Annotated in this window: 14 protein-coding genes; 12 read left to right on the top strand and 2 right to left on the bottom strand. The window is 42.1% G+C overall.

The genetic code is table 11. The features are described 5' to 3' along the window. Positions 1 to 124 precede the first annotated feature (124 nt). The 4 genes from asnB to ACSBQP_RS07440 all read left to right on the top strand — a co-directional run bounded on the left by asnB (position 125) and on the right by ACSBQP_RS07440 (position 5,935). The gene (gene asnB / locus ACSBQP_RS07455; protein WP_024720029.1) at positions 125 to 1,966 is read left to right on the top strand and encodes an asparagine synthase (glutamine-hydrolyzing); all 1,842 of its coding nucleotides are present in this window, start codon (positions 125 to 127) and stop codon (positions 1,964 to 1,966) included. Between the two features lie 147 nt (positions 1,967 to 2,113). Next, a complete protein-coding gene (locus ACSBQP_RS07450) occupies positions 2,114 to 3,631 on the top strand; it encodes a phytoene desaturase family protein (protein WP_058213991.1) in 1,518 nt (505 codons plus the stop codon). Continuing rightward, complete coding sequence (locus ACSBQP_RS07445) at positions 3,628 to 5,103, top strand: phytoene desaturase family protein (RefSeq protein ID WP_435028293.1); 1,476 nt, start codon at positions 3,628 to 3,630, stop codon at positions 5,101 to 5,103. Before ACSBQP_RS07450 ends, ACSBQP_RS07445 begins: the two co-directional genes overlap by 4 nt. Next, positions 5,096 to 5,935, top strand: a complete 840-nt coding sequence (locus tag ACSBQP_RS07440) for a phytoene/squalene synthase family protein (RefSeq protein ID WP_435028292.1) — start codon at positions 5,096 to 5,098, stop codon at positions 5,933 to 5,935. The genes ACSBQP_RS07445 and ACSBQP_RS07440 overlap by 8 nt, the downstream gene beginning before the upstream one ends. A 244-nt stretch (positions 5,936 to 6,179) precedes the next feature. Here the strand turns inward: ACSBQP_RS07440 and ACSBQP_RS07435 are convergent, their stop codons facing one another. Further along, complete coding sequence (locus tag ACSBQP_RS07435; protein WP_046343142.1) at positions 6,180 to 7,556, bottom strand: MATE family efflux transporter; 1,377 nt, start codon at positions 7,554 to 7,556, stop codon at positions 6,180 to 6,182. A 113-nt stretch (positions 7,557 to 7,669) separates the two neighbouring features. Between ACSBQP_RS07435 and ACSBQP_RS07430 the strand changes: the two genes are divergently transcribed. The 3 genes from ACSBQP_RS07430 to ACSBQP_RS07420 all read left to right on the top strand — a co-directional run bounded on the left by ACSBQP_RS07430 (position 7,670) and on the right by ACSBQP_RS07420 (position 9,450). Further along, positions 7,670 to 8,536 carry an AraC family transcriptional regulator gene (locus ACSBQP_RS07430; RefSeq protein WP_429623841.1) on the top strand — a complete coding sequence of 289 codons (867 nt, stop codon included), beginning with the start codon at positions 7,670 to 7,672 and terminating at the stop codon, positions 8,534 to 8,536. A gap of 14 nt (positions 8,537 to 8,550) precedes the next feature. Beyond that, a complete protein-coding gene (locus ACSBQP_RS07425; protein ID WP_136944460.1) occupies positions 8,551 to 9,111 on the top strand; it encodes a GNAT family N-acetyltransferase in 561 nt (186 codons plus the stop codon). A gap of 63 nt (positions 9,112 to 9,174) precedes the next feature. Then, positions 9,175 to 9,450, top strand: coding sequence for a hypothetical protein (locus ACSBQP_RS07420; RefSeq protein ID WP_035392471.1), 276 nt, complete (start codon positions 9,175 to 9,177; stop codon positions 9,448 to 9,450). Between the two features lie 168 nt (positions 9,451 to 9,618). On the opposite strand, the gene ACSBQP_RS07415 is transcribed toward ACSBQP_RS07420, so the two are convergent. Continuing rightward, complete coding sequence (locus tag ACSBQP_RS07415) at positions 9,619 to 10,155, bottom strand: serine O-acetyltransferase (protein WP_017360201.1); 537 nt, start codon at positions 10,153 to 10,155, stop codon at positions 9,619 to 9,621. Positions 10,156 to 10,541: 386 nt separating this feature from the next. On the opposite strand from ACSBQP_RS07415, the gene ACSBQP_RS07410 reads away from it, so the two are divergent. From ACSBQP_RS07410 to ACSBQP_RS07390, 5 genes are read left to right on the top strand one after another with little or no spacing between them, the layout of a single operon-like run. Further along, complete coding sequence (locus ACSBQP_RS07410) at positions 10,542 to 11,888, top strand: aspartate aminotransferase family protein (protein ID WP_008348573.1); 1,347 nt, start codon at positions 10,542 to 10,544, stop codon at positions 11,886 to 11,888. Further along, a complete protein-coding gene (locus ACSBQP_RS07405) occupies positions 11,875 to 13,371 on the top strand; it encodes a pyridoxal phosphate-dependent decarboxylase family protein (protein ID WP_435028291.1) in 1,497 nt (498 codons plus the stop codon). The genes ACSBQP_RS07410 and ACSBQP_RS07405 overlap by 14 nt, the downstream gene beginning before the upstream one ends. Beyond that, on the top strand, positions 13,368 to 15,149 hold the full coding sequence (locus ACSBQP_RS07400; RefSeq protein ID WP_435028290.1) for an IucA/IucC family protein: 1,782 nt from the start codon (positions 13,368 to 13,370) through the stop codon (positions 15,147 to 15,149). The genes ACSBQP_RS07405 and ACSBQP_RS07400 overlap by 4 nt, the downstream gene beginning before the upstream one ends. Beyond that, entirely contained in the window at positions 15,146 to 15,700 is a 555-nt protein-coding gene (locus ACSBQP_RS07395; protein WP_008348567.1) for a GNAT family N-acetyltransferase, read from the top strand. The genes ACSBQP_RS07400 and ACSBQP_RS07395 overlap by 4 nt, the downstream gene beginning before the upstream one ends. Continuing rightward, positions 15,675 to 17,024 carry a lysine N(6)-hydroxylase/L-ornithine N(5)-oxygenase family protein gene (locus tag ACSBQP_RS07390; protein ID WP_435028289.1) on the top strand — a complete coding sequence of 450 codons (1,350 nt, stop codon included), beginning with the start codon at positions 15,675 to 15,677 and terminating at the stop codon, positions 17,022 to 17,024. The genes ACSBQP_RS07395 and ACSBQP_RS07390 overlap by 26 nt, the downstream gene beginning before the upstream one ends. Positions 17,025 to 17,029 lie beyond the last annotated feature (5 nt).

Below are 17,029 nucleotides of genomic sequence, written 5' to 3'. Positions count from 1 at the left end.
CCAAATGAAGCTTGTCCTATACACAGGAGGAAAAAAGGACAAATCAACTATCAAGGAGACGATGCATAAACTAAGAAAGGCTAAATGAGAACACTTGATGAAAAACGGATGGGAGCTGATGATGATGTGTGGAATAACAGGCTGGGCAGACTTTAAAAAGCAGCTCATCCAACAGGATCATGTAATCAATCAAATGACAGATACATTATCTAAACGAGGGCCGGATGATACAAATACGTGGAAAAGTGAGCACGTTCTTTTCGGCCATAAACGGTTAGCCGTTGTCGATGTTGAAGGCGGAAAGCAGCCGATGACATATACCCATCAACACCATGATTATACGGTGGTATACAATGGAGAACTCTATAACACAGAGGATATACGAAAAGAATTATTCAAAAGGGGGCACCGCTTTCTTGGGCATTCTGATACAGAGGTTCTTCTTCACGCCTATACAGAATGGAAGGAAGAGTGTGTGACCCATTTTAATGGAATTTTTGCATTTGTCATTTGGGATAGTGAGCGTGAATTATTATTTGCAGCGAGAGACCGGCTCGGTGTCAAGCCATTTTTCTATACAGAACGTCATCATTCCTTTTTGTTTGGCTCAGAAATCAAAGCACTTCTGGCTCATCCTGAGATGAAAGCCAAAGTCGATCATGAAGGCTTATCAGAAATTTTTGGCCTAGGGCCGTCTAGAACACCAGGGCAAGGTGTATTTAAAGGGGTGAAAGAGCTGAGACCTGCTCATGCCTTAACCTTCTCAAAAGATGGTTTGCGTGTGTGGAGGTACTGGAATGTCAAAAGTAAGCAGCATACAGATTCGCTTGATGACACCGCTCAGCACGTGAAGGAACTCTTTACGGATGCTGTTACAAGACAGCTCGTCTCTGATGTGCCTGTATGTACGTTTTTATCGGGTGGAGTGGATTCTAGTGCCATTACAGCTATTGCCGCCAAGCACTTTGAGAAAATAGGGAAAGCCCCGCTGCATACGTATTCCGTTGATTACGACGGAAATGATCAATTCTTTGAAGCAAGTCAATTCCAGCCCAATGCTGACGGGCCGTGGATTGATCGAATGACCAAAGCGTTTCAAACGAATCATCACAGCTGTATCATTGGGCAAAAAGAGCTGGCTTCTTATTTGAAAGAAGCGGTTGAAGTGCGAGATTTGCCGGGGATGGCAGATATTGATTCTTCTTTGCTATGGTTCTGCCGAGAAATTAAAAAGGATTTTGTTGTCGGTTTATCAGGTGAATGTGCAGATGAAATTTTTGGAGGTTACCCATGGTTTCACATGGCAAGCGAAACCAATGGATTTCCGTGGATGAGATCAACGGAAGCACGCATTCAGCTTCTTCAAGACTCATGGCAAAAGAAATTATCACTGAAGGAATATGCGCAAAGCAAATATGAAGAAACCGTGGCAGAAACCCCTCTTTTAGATGGGGAAACTGGAGTAGATAAAGCCCGAAGAGAACTTTTTTACTTAAATATGATTTGGTTTATGACAACACTGCTGGATCGAAAAGATCGTATGAGCATGGGTGCGAGCCTTGAGGTACGTGTACCATTCGCAGATCATCGTCTTGTTGAGTATGTATGGAATATTCCTTGGGAAATGAAAATGTATGGAAATCGGGAAAAAGGGGTTTTGAGAAAAGCATTAGAGGGAATTTTACCGAATGAAGTGCTTTATCGCAAGAAGAGCCCTTATCCGAAAACACATCATCCTGCTTATACTCAGGCGGTAAAAGAGATGTTAACAGATTGTCTCGCGCAAAAGGATTCTGTGCTTCATGAATTTTTAGATCCACATCAATTAAAACAGCTGATTGAAACAGAAGGGGCTTCTTTCCAGGTTCCTTGGTATGGTCAGTTAATGAAAGGCCCACAGCTCATTGCCCATTTGGCACAGATTCATCATTGGTTTGAAACATATCGAATTGATATAGAAGCATAACAAAGGGTCGGCTTTCTTGCACTTGTTGAAAGGAAGTCGGCTTTTTTGCTACATAACATGAGACTTTTAGAGCACATCAAAAGTTGATCTAACCGCTTCAATTTGTATAATTAACTTAAAGTGAATTAATTTGGAGGAAAAAGGATAATGAAAATCATTGTGATCGGAGCAGGACCAGGGGGACTTGCAGCAGCTATGATGTTGCAAAGCAAAGGACATGATGTTCATATATATGAAAAACAGTCCTTTGTTGGCGGACGTAACTCTAAGTTTCAACTTGGTGATTTCACGTTTGATACAGGTCCTACTTTTCTCAGTATGATTCATATTGCAGAGGAACTGTTCACCTTTGCCGGTAAAAATCTCTATGATTATATAGATGTGATTGAATTAAAAGAAATGTATAGATTAATTTTTCAAGATGAGAAGCTTGATATGATTCGAGATCGAGACGAAATGTACAAACGGCTAGAAGCCTTTGCACCTGGTGAGGGCGAGGGGTATGTACGTTTTATGAATGATACAAAACGAAAAATGGACCGCCTAACGCCGATTCTACAAAGTAAAATGGATCGTTTCCATCATTATTTGCGTCCAAAAGTCATCAAAGCACTTCCTCAGCTCTCATTAAATAAAAGCTTATATGATGTGCTGTCGGATTATTTCTCAAATGAATCAGTGAAATATGCCTTTACATTCCAATCAAAATATTTAGGGATGTCACCTTGGGAATGCCCAGGAGCGTTCTCAATTCTTTCCTTTATGGAGCATGACACAGGCGTTTATCATCCGAAAGGCGGAGTGAATCAGCTGTCAGAAGCGATGGCAAAGGCAGCTGTTGAATCTGGGGCTACCCTTCATCTATCAACTGGAGTTGACAAGTTGCTGACGGAAGGCAGGAAAGTGAAGGGCATTCGCTTAGAAACTGGTGAAGAAATACAAGCAGATGAGGTGGTCGTAAATGGTGATTTTGCACACGTGATGACAAAGCTTGTAGAGCCGGGTCTTTTAAAGAAATATAGCGAGAAGAAACTGAAAAAGAAAAAATTCTCATGTTCCACCTTTATGCTGTACCTAGGTTTAGATACGATATATGATGAGCCGCATCATACCATCGTTTTTTCCGATGACTATGCGAAGTTCGTCAAAGAGATTACGAAAACCTTTGAGCTGCCGGATGATCCATCCATTTATATTCAAAATGCAAGTGTGACAGATGATTCGCTTGCGCCAAAAGGCAAGTCCGCTCTTTATGTGTTAGCACCCGTTGCCAATAATCAAAGCGGTATTGACTGGGAAGCGCATCAAGAAGAATTTAGAGAGCTTGTGCTGGATACGCTGGAGCGGAAAACGGGCTTTAAGAATATCAGGCAGCATATTGAAGTCGAGCGGATGATCACGCCGAAGCATTGGGAAGAAGAGCTGTATGTATATGAAGGAGCTACATTTAATCTGGGTCATCAGTTGACGCAGATGATGGTACTCAGGCCGCATAATGAATTTGATGAGTTGAAACACTGCTGGCTCGTTGGTGGAGGAACCCACCCAGGCAGTGGATTGCCAACCATTTTAGAATCAGCGCGTATTACGACAAATGCGATTCTGGCAAAAGAGAAACATACGCACAAAAGAGTGCCACATCAAGAAAAGGGGAGCGCCTCATGAAAAAACATATATTGATTGCTGGCGGCGGTATTGGCGGAATGATCTCAGCCCTCTATTTAAAAAAAGCTGGACATGATGTCACCCTTGTTGAAAAAAATGAACGGCTCGGCGGGAGACTTGCTTTTGTACGTGAGAAAGGATATAAAGTAGATGAAGGTCCGACCATTGTCCTACTTCCTGATATGTTAAGAGGCATTTTACATGACGTAGGCATTGATGAAACATCTCTTGATCTCTTGCAGCTCGATCCGCTGTATACGATCCACTATCAAGATGGAACTTCCTACACGAAATACTCTGATACACGGCGACAACTAGAAGAAATCAAACGTGTATTTCCAAAGGAAGAACAGGGATATTTAACATTTATGCAAGAAATGACGGATCGGTTTCAAGAAGGGCAGGAAGCTTTTCTAGAAAAATCATTTCATGAAAAACGAACCTTTTTTACAAAAGCGAACATGAAGATTTTAATGAAATTAAAAGCATATCGAACCGTTCAAAGTTCTCTCAAAAAATATTTTTCAGATGAGCGCCTCCGAGATGCATATGCACTTCAAACCCTCTATGTCGGAGGAAATCCGTATGAAGCATCCGCCATTTATTCGCTTGTTTCATATAGTGAGCACGCACACGGAATTTACTATTTAAAAGGCGGATATGCGAGTTTAGTAGATATATTGGAGAGACAGCTCTTAAAGACGGGTGTACACATAAGAAAAAGTGAAGAAGTCGCACAATTTGAGTTTGAGGGGAAACGTGTGGTCAAGGCAAAAATAAATGATGAGCACATAGCAGCTGATGCATTTGTGATGAACGGAGATTATCCAGCGGCGTTAAAACAGCTTGGTTTAGGTGAACAAGACCGGCGTAAATACGTTCCATCCTCCGGCTGCGTGATGGTGTATCTAGGGTTAAACAAAGTATACGATGAAGCACCTGTTCATCAATTTTTCATGGGAGAACACTTTGATCAGCATATGAGAGAGGTGTTCCAAACGAAAACGATACCTCAAGATCCATCATTTTATACGTTTAATCCATCGACCATCGATCCATCCCTTGCCCCAGAAGGCAGCAGTGTCCTATATATGCTCATTCCTGTTCCATCAGGAGATCACATCAATTGGGAACAAGAGATAGACTTTGTGGATAAAATGGTGGAGCGTCTTGAGAAAAGAGGCTTTCCACAGCTGCGAGAGGCGGTTGTCTGGAAAAAGGTGAGAACACCGAATGATTCAATGCGAGAAGGATTGTTTGAAGGCGGCAGCTTTGGCCTCGCTCCTAATTTGTTTCAATCAGGTGTGTTTCGCCCACAAGTAAAGGTTGCAGATGTAGACAATCTATATGCGGTAGGTGCTTCCATCCATCCCGGCGGCGGGGTACCGATCGTGATGCAAAGTGCAAAGCTCATGGCTTCTGTACTGCTTAAAGATCTGAACAACAGAAAGGAAGTGAAGCTAAGTGGTTGATGTGCAAACAGCATTGAAAATATGTGAAGAGACCATTCAAACCCATTCAAAAACGTTTTATCGTGCCTTTTCCATGCTGCCTAAAAAGAAAAGACAGGCTGTTTGGGCTGTTTATTCTTTTTGTAGGAGAGCGGATGACATTGTAGATGAGTCTCCTTCACCAAAGGAAGAACTGACGTCTTTTCAGGAGGCATTTGATCGTTTCTTGCAAGGAGAAGTAGATCGTGATGATCCAATGTGGGTGGCGCTGGAGTATACATTTCAACAGTTTCGTATGGATGAATCCCCATTCCGTGACCTGCTGCGAGGACAGGAGATGGATTTAGAGCAGCACCGGTATGAAACGTTAGATGAACTGCTCATCTATTCCTATCATGTCGCAAGTACAGTTGGATTAATGCTGCTTCCGATCATTGCACCGCGTAAAAAAGAACAGCTAAAAGAAGCCGCGATTTCCCTTGGGATTGGCATGCAGTTGACCAATATTCTTCGAGACATTGGTGAGGATAAGGCGGAAAGGAACCGCATTTATTTGCCAAAACAAGTCATGGATCAATTTGGGTATACAGAGCAAGAATTACAAGAAGGGATCGTCAATCAAGCCTTCCAGCATGTATGGGAATATATTGCGTTTGAGGCAGAGGCGTACTATGAGGAATTTTTTGACCATCTCCATGAATTCCCACTTTATTCAAGGATACCAGTGAAAGCAGCTGCTCACTTTTATAAGGCTATTTTAGATAAAACTAGAGAAAACGAATACCGCGTCTTTACGGAGCGGTCATATATTTCAACACAAGAAAAAGCACTTATTTTAGAAGATATTACGTAATGAAAAGAAGACAAAGGGGTAAAATAAAGTTCGTTTTAGCCCTTTCAGCGTGTAGACAAACCCTCGCATTCGGTGTCAGTCCTGCGCTTCGGTGCTCACGAATGTTAAATTCGCTCCGCGCCGATGCTCGTCCTTCCTAGACTGCAAAGGTTTTCTATCACGCTGAAAAGAAGACAAAGGGCTAAAATAAAGTTCATTTTAGCCCTTTGTCAACAATCTGAAAGGACTGCACCCGCAGTCCTTTTTATGTGGAAGTAAACCGGTACTCCGTCCACACTCTTGAACGCCACCGCCTATACATGAAGATACCTCTTACCCATTCATCCACGATAAAAGAAATCCAAACCCCGATCAGGCCCATCTCAAGTTGAATGCCTAATAAATAAGCGATCGGAAGGCCGATGCCCCACATTGAAATCATCGCCATATAGACTGGAAACTTCGCGTCACCAGCTGCCCGCAAGGAGTTGATGATGACCATATTAAAAGAACGTCCAGGCTCTAAAATAATCGTCAATATGAGGAGGAGGCTCGCGATTTGAATGATCTCACTGTTGCTAGTGAAAAAAGTAAGTAAATGCGTCGATGATAAAGATAAAGCAGTAGAAGAAAGAAGTGAGATGGCAATGGCCCAGTATAAGCTTTTCATGCATCTTCGATAGGCCGCATCAAATTCTTTCGCCCCGATCAGGCGCCCAATTAAGATTTGCGTTCCTTGGCTAATGGCGGCACCAAATAACATAATGAACATCATCAAATTCTGGGTATAGACTTTTGCTGCCAGTGCTTGCGTGCCCATAAATGTGATAAACAGCGTAATAATCATTTGAGAGCCATTATAAGAAAGCTGTTCTCCAGCAGAAGGAATGCCGATTTTTAGCAGTTTTTTTAAATGCGTTCGCTGGATGTAAAACATTCGCTTGAATGAAAACTGCAATCCAATGCGGTGTCGAACAATGAGGATCATGGCTGTTAGACCGATCAACCGTGCAAATGATGTGGAAAGAGCAACACCCATGACACCTAATACAGGGAAGCCAAATGGTCCGAAGATGACCAAATAATTACCAGCAACGTTTAACAGATTCATACCGATGGTGACATACATCGTATCTCTCGTGAATCCATAGCTTTTTAAAATAGCACTATAGGTCATAATGAGCGCCTGAATAAAAGAAAGCAGGCCGACAATCTGTAAAAAGACGGTTGCATCTGGCATGAGCTCGCTTGATAATCCCATCATATGCAGGATGGGCACAGCTAACACAAACATAAGAAGACTGATCACAAAGCTAATGAGGAAGTTGGTGCCTAGTGATACATAGGCAACTTGGGTCGCTTCCTGCTTGCGGCCCGCTCCTAAAAGCTGCGCAATGACAATCGTCGTCCCAGTCGTAATGAAGCTGAACATCACAATCAATAGATTTAATAGCTGATTGCTTACCCCTACTGCGGCAACACTATTGTCAGAATACTGGCTGAGCATCAGTGTATCTGCGCTGCCCATCAGCATATATAAAGAGATTTCGATAAAAATAGGCCAAGTTAATGCAAATAATGAAGGGTGGGATTTTTCACTTTTGGCTTGAACCTTTTGTATTGTTAGTGCTTGTGGTTTCATCACATCGCCTTCTTTCGTATAAATCCGATTTATAGTGTACCTTGCATCGACTATAATAAGAAGAGATGAAACCGAAACTTATTGGAGAAATCCGACTTCATAAGGGGATGAATATGGGTCCGTTTATTACATTTACTGTACCGCCATTTCCAGTCTATATTGCTTCAGGCAAAGGTGTATTCCATCCAGGAGAACGACATATCTCCAGAATTTTCACCGTATTTGATCTTCTTTATGTCACGAAAGGGGAACTATGGATCACAGAAGACGAGGTGCCTCATCACGTAAAAGAGGGAGAATATATCATCTTATCACCGGGACTTGCCCATGGTGGACATGTGCCATGCAAAGAAAAAACACTTTACGAGTGGCTGCATTTCTCAATTGATCCATTTGAGTTTACAGATCGGCCGAGAGAACACTGGTTTGACATGAAGCAAAATCAAGCCACTTTTGAAAAAGCAGCAAGCTATGAATTTCGTCTGCCCCGAAAAGGAAAAGTGAAAGGGGGAAGCGTGCTACAGAAGCATCTTTTAGCGATGCGCGCTTTAAATGATGATGCGTCTGAACTTCAGCTCAAAAAGCAGCTTCAATTTGAGGAAATGCTCATCCATTTACAAAAAGAAGCATTTCATATTCCAAGTGCAAAGGAGACTGTCGCTTCAGAAGTGGTTTACTATCTTGAACGTCATTTTACGCAAAAATTACAGATGGAGAAGCTGGCAGAGATTCTTCATTATCATCCTGATTACATGACAAGGTGCATGCAGACCGTGTACGGACTGACGCCGAGCCAGTACATCAATCGACTCAAAATCGAAAAAGCCAAAAGCCTACTTGCTTCAACGAATGAAAAAATAGCTCTCATTGCAGAACATGTAGGCATTGATGACCCTACTTATTTTTCAAAGCTGTTTCGGCAAAATGAAGGCATGACGCCTATCGAGTATCGTCATCTTGCTAAAAGAACGACAAAGTAAAGGAACGTGAACAGATGAAAGGAAAAAAAGAAGAGATTGTGAGCATACGTCCATTAGACGAAACCGATTTAGAAGTGGTATGGCATTTAAGGTTTAAAGCACCAGACCAGGCCTATCGAAAGTGGAATGCACCGTATTTTATTGAACATGACATATCGCTTGCTGCATTTAAAAAACGCTATTTACAGGATGAATCTGTCCTGCCAAAACTATTTGGCATTGATGTAGGAGGTGAATTAAAGGGCACAGTTTCTTATTATTGGGAGAATGAACGCACACGCTGGCTGGAGTGCGGGATTCTTATTTATGACTCACGTTTTTGGAATGGAGGCGTTGGAACAAAGGCATTGCGTCTATGGATCGATGAACTCTTTTCACACATTGATATCCCACGCATCGGTCTGACCACCTGGTCTGGAAATGAACGCATGATGCGTTGCGCAGAGAAATGCGGGTTTATCCTTGAGGGAAGACTGCGTAAGGTTCGTTACTATCAAGGGGAGTATTATGATTCGATGCGGTATGGCATGCTGAGAGAAGAATGGCAAAGCCTTCCGAATCATTCATTTGAATAGTTATTTTTAAGATTAGGAAAAAAGTATAGTAAGATTCAATAAATTGAAAAAGAAGGGTGGCGGATGAATGTGAAATGGATTACAGGTTGGTTTGTATCCATATTAGTCGCAATCTACCTATTCGTTGATGCACCAAAACACGGGAAAAATAAATGGTTATGGGCCATCTTAGGCCTTTTACTTGGGCTCTTTACACTTGGAATATATCTCATTCAAACAGGAAGAAAAGGGTTGGGCTGGACAGTACTGATTGTGTCCATTTTCATCTATGCGATTGCCATCCTCGTCTTTGTCTTGTACTTCCTCATGCTAGTCTTCGGGTACTCCAACGCAAATTAGAGAGTACGGGTGTGGTGATTTGTTTCACTTCAAATTGCTACCGATTGATGGTTTGATTGCGCAAAAGCATCTTAGGATCAATGGTGATGGGGCGCGGTCAAGATGATCCTCATGTTTAACCATCTTATTTTATCTCATGTGGCTCACTGCTTTGGTCAAGTAAGTCCTTCATAAAGAAGGGCTTTTTTCTTTTATTTTTTGAGCAGGGACACCTGCAATGACAATCCGCTCTTCATGAAAGGAGCGATTCACTACTGCATTTGCTCCGATGGAAATATGATTCGCAATATAAATGTTTCCAAACAGTTTAGCGCCAGGGCCGATCCATACATGATCTCCGATGACGGGCACATCTTTTTCATGATGGTTTTGACCGATATTCACACCTTGATGAATATCACAAAACGCGCCGATTTTGGCATGCTTGTTCACAATCAACAGCCCAGTATGGTTGATTCTGAGCCCAGGTCCAAATACACCAATTGGGATATCAAAGCCAAGCTGCATGCCTTTCTTTTTATGTAAGTAACGATAAAACCATTTGCGTAACGTAGCACCGCTATTCGTATAGTACTCATATTTTCGTAAATATCTTTGATATTTCCAAATATCATCCCCAAGCCACTTTGGTCTTTTTCGATTGATGGCAAGTGCTTTCTGATCTTGTGCCAAGTAGTGGTGAAGGTCATGCTTCGTTAAAATCATCAGATCTCCCTCGATTCCCTTTCGTTTCAGAGAAATTATACCATCATAACCATTTATATCAAGATAAAATAACGTTCATTTTTTGTTTTACTACATTCACTTCATTCGGCCGTCCCGTATCAAATAAGGGAGCTACAACGAATAGAGCAAAAGAACCAGGAGAATTGATTTGTAATTTTTTTCAATATTTTTCATACTCAAACGTTACATCGCCTTATGGCTGTAGATGTTTGTAATAAATACACGAAATTACTCGTTAAAAAGAGAATATAGCATTCATATGCTTTTAGAATCATCTTTTTGAATACAATTGACTTTCGTATCTTACATCCTCTAGGCTAGTAAATGAAAATGATAATCTTTATCAATTGGAGGAGTGTTTTATTATGTCCATCAAAACCGTTTCTAAAAATCAGCAATTTTTAGAGCAACAAAGTCAAAGAGAATCTAATGCAAGGTCTTACCCGAGACGGTTCCCATTAGCCATGCAAAAAGCCGAAGGTATGATCGTGACAGATGCAGATGGTAGAGAATTTTATGACTGCCTAGCAGGTGCAGGAACACTTGCCCTTGGTCACAATCACCCGGTTGTTATAGATGCTATTGAACGTATGCTTCATGAAAAAAGACCGTTGCATACGCTGGACATCACTTCAGAGATTAAAGAAGAATTTGTGAATGAGATTTTTTCTCACTTACCAGAAGAGTTTGCAAAAAGAGCAAAAATTCAATTTTGTGGACCAACTGGTGGTGATGCTATAGAAGCAGCAATTAAATTAGTCAAGACAGCGACGGGAAATCGTTCCATTCTATCATTCCACGGAGCATATCATGGTGCTACACATGGCACGATGTCATTAAGCGGCAACTTATCGCCAAAAGAAAAAGTACAAGGATTAATGCCAGATGTTCACTTCCTGCCTTATCCATATGAATACCGCTGCCCATTTGGAATCGGCGGTAAAGACTCACATCGCATTTCCAGTTCTTATATTGAGCGTGTATTAAATGATCCTGAGAGTGGAATTCTCCCGCCAGCAGGCATGATCTTTGAAGCGGTGCAAGGGGAGGGCGGCTCCATCCCGGCATCAATTGAATGGATACAAGAAATGAGACGAATCACAAAAGAAAAAGGAATTCCACTTATTATTGATGAGGTTCAATCAGGCATCGGCCGAACGGGTAAGATGTTTGCCTTTGAACATGCTGGTATTGTGCCAGATGTCATTGTGTTATCAAAAGCAATTGGGGGAAGCCTGCCACTATCAGTTGTGATTTATGACAAAGACTTAGATCAATGGAATCCAGGTGCGCATATTGGCACGTTTAGAGGAAATCAAATGGCGATGGCAGCTGGAACTGCTACGCTTAAATTTATAAAAGAAACCAATCTGCTTGATCATGTAGAAGCACTTGGTCAGCGTATGCAGGCCAATCTAAAAGACATTCAAAAACAAGTGCCTGCTCTCGGTGATGTGCGAGGAAGAGGATTAATGATTGGTGTTGAAGTTGTGAATCCAGATGAGAAACAGGATGTGGACGGCAGTTATCCAGCAAATCCAGAGCTAGCTAGTCTCATTCAAAAGAATTGTTTTGATAAAGGCTTAATTGTGGAGACAGGAGGCCGTTTTGGAAGTGTGATTCGATTCTTACCGCCTTTGATCATGACAGAAGAACAGCTTGAAAAAGTCATCACGATTTTTAAAGAGGCAGTTTACGATGCAGTCAACTAAACCATCTGTCGATTCATTATTTATTCAACAAAGCCAGCTTGGGAGGGAGTCCTTCCAAGCGGCTCTCTACACATCCATCGACAGTTTACTGGCAGAGTGGCAAACAAGCAGAGGACCGTATAGCGGAATATTGCCTGGGAAATTAGCGACTCATGTCGAATCGTTATTCCAGATTCAACCGGCTGGTGAATCCATTGAGTCTGTTTTTCAAGATATAAAAAATCACCTTTTACCGCATTTAGTTGATGTGTCACATCCTAAATGCCTGGCACATTTGCATTGCCCACCTCTTATCCCTGCTCTGGCAGCAGAGGTGATCGTAAGTTCCTTTAACCAATCAATGGATTCCTTTGATCAAAGCGGCATTGCATCTTTGGTTGAGGAGGAAATCCTCAAGTGGTTATGTGAAAAGTTTTCTTATGGAGAACGAGCAGATGGGACCTTTACGAGCGGTGGAACCCAATCTAACTACATGGGACTGCTTTTAGCAAGAGATGCATTTTGCGAAAACACATGGCAATGGAATGTACAGCAGAAAGGGTTGCCGAGCGAGGCAAACCGTATGCGGATTCTTTGCTCCAAGAATGCCCATTTCACTGTGAAAAAATCAGCATCTCAGCTAGGTTTAGGCGAACAGGCTGTTGTGTTAGTTGAGACGGACGAACATCACCGAATGGACCTGCATGATTTGCAGAAGAAGCTTATGGAGCTTAAAGAGCAGGATTTGCTTCCATTTGCAGTCGTGGCGACTTGCGGGACAACTGATTTTGGCAGTATTGATCCTGTACGTGACATATATGACATGGTGAAGCCTTTCGGTTTGTGGATTCATGCAGATGCTGCCTATGGAGGAGCGCTTGTATTAAGCAAAACGTTCCGAGGAAAATTAGATGGCATCGAGCTTGCTGATTCGATCACGATCGACTTTCATAAGCAATTTTATCAGCCGATCTCCTGCGGGGCATTTTTACTAAAGGATAAGAGACATTTTGGTTTGATTGATTACCACGCAGATTATCTCAATCCAAAGGAAGATGAACTGGAAGGCATTCTGCATCTCGTGAATAAATCTGTTCAGACGACGCGCCGGTTTGATGCGCTAAAACTCCTTCTCTCTCTGCGTATGATTGGAGAAGAAGGATTTGCAAGTATCATTGACCATACCATCCAATTTGCGAAAGATGTGGCTACGTTGATTGAGAAAAATGAGCATCTTGAGGTGATCAATCCTGATCCAGAAATCAATGCAGTCGTGTTCCGTTTTATAGATGATCACCAAGCAGAGGACATCAATAAAATCATTCATCGCACACTTTTCCAAACAGGAACGGCTGTCGTAGCAAAAACAGTGGCCAATGGTCAAACATGCTTAAAATTCACTTTGTTAAATCCGAGAACGACTATTACACATATTGAGGAAATCCTTTCTGACATTGTTGATATCGGGATCGCTCATATTCAATCCGGGAGGGTACTACGTTGAGTCAATATAAACAAATGGCTGAAAATGCAACGATGCAAAGTTTTTTAAATTGTTTTTTACGTGAAACAGGAATTGATCGATCTGCAAAGAAAGAGACAAAAGCAGACGGCTCACTTGTATTTGTAGCAGCATTAGCAAAACAAGATCTTGAGCTTGTCATTCCGATTCGATATTTTTCGCCTGTAGGCCGTCATCTCTTTGATTTTCCCGTTCGCTTTCGCCCGCAAGGCAGTGAGCAACAGGGAACGATCATCGATTACACCACACTTGTTGCTTTATGTTCAAAGGAACTTCTCATTGAATATGGCCGCACAGATGCAGAGGATGAGTTCATGCTTCGCATCATTTTAAGCTGCCGGAATATTGAACGATTCATCAGAGAGAGAGAAAGTGATCGAGCAGCTCTTTCTTCAGCTGATTTTGAATATATCGAAGCGGAGCAGTCACTCCTTCTTGGGCATTTAACGCATCCTACACCAAAAAGCAGACAAGGAATGACAGAAGAGGAGGAAGCTATTTATTCTCCTGAGCTGAAAGGCTCTTTCCAGCTTCATTACTTTAAAGCACATCCGTCAATTGTGCTTCAGGATTCTTCAATTTCACAGTCTGCGGCAAGCCTCATGTTTGAGGAGCTCATGCGACAGATGCCAGAAGAAAAAGAGAGACTGACGACGTTAACAGAAGGCGGTCAATATGTCCTGATTCCGATTCATCCGCTACAAGTCCAAGTGGTCATGGAGAAAGCGTTCGTCAAGCGTTATATAGAGGACGGAATGCTGACGTATTTAGGGCCGCTAGGATCTGAATACACAGCGACATCTTCCTTTAGAACGGTCTATCAAAAAGACTCTGCGTACATGCTTAAATTCTCTGTCCCTGTAAAGATCACAAACTCTTTACGCGTTAACAAACAAAAGGAACTTGATCGTGGAGTTGAGATGTCTCGTATCTTAAAAACAGAATTAGGCGTTTCATTATATGACAAATTCTCTGGATTCCGTGTGATTGAAGATCCTGCGTATCTATCTATTCAAGGGGATGAGGCGGAATCTGGCTTTGAAGTCGTCATTCGTCAAAATCCATTTTTGCATCATGAAAAAGGGGCAAGCTTAATTGCAGGGCTATGTCAGGATCATGCATACGGAGAAAAATCACGCCTTTCAGGCATTATTCATGAATTAGCAGACGCTGAAGGCAGATCAACAGAAGATGTCAGCCGTGATTGGTTCACACAATATTTATCGATTTCGTTAGAGCCGATGCTTTGGCTGTTTGAAACGTATGGTCTTGCCCTTGAAGCCCATCAGCAAAATGCTGTTGTACAGCTAAAGAATGGATATCCGCACACATTCTATTATCGTGACAATCAAGGCTACTATTATAGCGAATCGAAAAAGGATCAGCTTGCGAAGCTTGTTCAAAACTTAAGCGTCAGAAGTGAGACCATTTGTGCAGACGATGTAGCGGTTGAGAGACTGCGTTACTATTTCTTCTTTAATCATTTGTTTGGTCTTGTGAATGGTTTTGGTACAGAGGGGCTTGCACAAGAAGAAGATTTATTAGCCCTGATTAGAGACACACTGCTTGCGCATGAAGAGACATATGGTGCATCAGAGCTGACGAACAGTCTTCTCCGGTCACAGGAGCTGCCTTCAAAAGCGAACTTACTCACTCGGTTTGAAGATATGGATGAGCTGACGGGTTCTTTAGAAACTCAATCCAGGTACACGTCTGTATTGAATCCGCTCTTTTTACATAAGGAGGCGCTGATTGGATGAGGCATCGAATTGGGTTCATTCGCGCTGAATATGAACGGGACGTCCAGCTTGTCCACAAGTGGATGCAAGAAGAGTATGTCCACCCATTTTGGCATTTGAATATTCCATTTCCTGCTTTTGAAAAGCACTTTTATCAGGCCATTCATGATCCGCATCAAACCCTTTATTTAGGAACCATTGATGGCACGCCGATGAGCTATTTTGAAGCATACAATGTGAAAGGGGATATCATTGAATCGTACTATCAGCCTTCTCCGCATGATCAAGGCATTCACCTGTTAATTGGAGAGCCAGATTATGTAGGGAAAGGATTTGCGGCTCCGCTGCTTCAAGCCATGACAGCATTTCAGTTTGAGCAGAACAAACGAACAGAAAAAATCGTGGCTGAGCCAGATATTCGGAACGAAAAAATGATTCATGTCTTTGAAAAGTGTGGATTCGAACGTGTGAAACCAGTTACTTTACCAGATAAAACAGGTCTTTTAATGTTTTGTCATCGAGATCGATTTGAAAGGAAGTATAACCATGACGCGGTTCAACAAGCAAAATAATGTAGTGGATGTCATTGGGATTGGCATTGGACCATTTAACCTAGGGCTTGCTGCATTATCTGAAGAAGTAAACGAAATTGACGCTTTGTTTTTTGAAAGAAGTGAAGCGTTCCACTGGCATCCAGGTATGCTCATTGAAGGGACAACACTTCAAGTCCCCTTTTTAGCGGATCTTGTCAGTATGGCGGATGTGAAAAGCAAATATAGCTTTCTCAACTATTTGCAGGAACAAAACCGTTTGTATTCATTTTACTTTCTAGAAGACTTCCATATCCCGCGCAAGGAATATAGTCATTATTGCCGCTGGGTCGCGGATCAATTAGATTCTTGCCGATTTGGCATGAATGTCGAATCTGTCTCCATCGTTGAAAAAGCTGGAGAAAAACGATATGAAGTGCATGTCCGTCATGTGAAAGATCAAACGGTAGAGGTGTTTGAAAGTAAGCATCTTGTTTTAGGTATCGGCACACAGCCTGCGGTACCAGTATCTCTTCAGCCAGCTTTAGGGGATCGGGTGTTTCATTCTGCTGATTACTTGAAACGAAAGAAAGAAGGCTGTTTTAAAGGAAAATCCGTGACGGTCATCGGTTCTGGTCAAAGTGCGGCAGAAGTATTCTATGACATTTTATCAGACGATGAGGCGAAGGATATTCATTGGTTTACACGCTCTAAAGGGTTTTTCCCAATGGAATATTCAAATTTGGGTCTTGAGTATTTCTCTCCAGACTATATTGATTTCTTTTATGAGCTTCCTCAGCCTAAAAAAGATGCGCTATTAAAGCAGCAAGATTTGCTGTATAAAGGCATCAGCTCAGCGATGATCCGAGATATTTATCACTTGCTTTATGAACGTTCTGCTTGCGGAGAGCAGCTGAACACCGTGCTGCAGGCGATGACGGAGGTCAATTTGATTGAGGAAACGAGGGACGGCTTATCGCTTTCATGCAATCAATGGGTCAAAGAGGAATCCTTTACGCATGAGACAGACATTGTCGTCTTGGCAACGGGCTATCAATCTGTATTACCGCCATTTATTGATCCGATTTCCCATCATATTCAGTGGGATCATCAAGGACGCTTCCAGGTTGAACGTGAATATCGATTGAAAACAAATACATTAGGTGAAAATGATATTTTTGTACAAAATGCAGAGCTTCATACACATGGAGTAGGCGCACCAGATTTAGGGCTAGGGGCGTACCGAAACAGTGTCATTATCAATGAACTGGCTCGTCGACCTGTGTATTCACTTTATCAAAAGCATGTTTTCCAGACATTCGGTACACATAAACACGCAAACACATTTGAAGAAATCAAAGGGTAAGGAGG

Origin of the sequence: Bacillus sp. G402 (assembly GCF_051172515.1) — a bacterium.
GTDB lineage: Bacteria > Bacillota > Bacilli > Bacillales > Bacillaceae > Bacillus > Bacillus altitudinis.
This window is presented reverse-complemented; position numbering and strand designations above follow the sequence as displayed.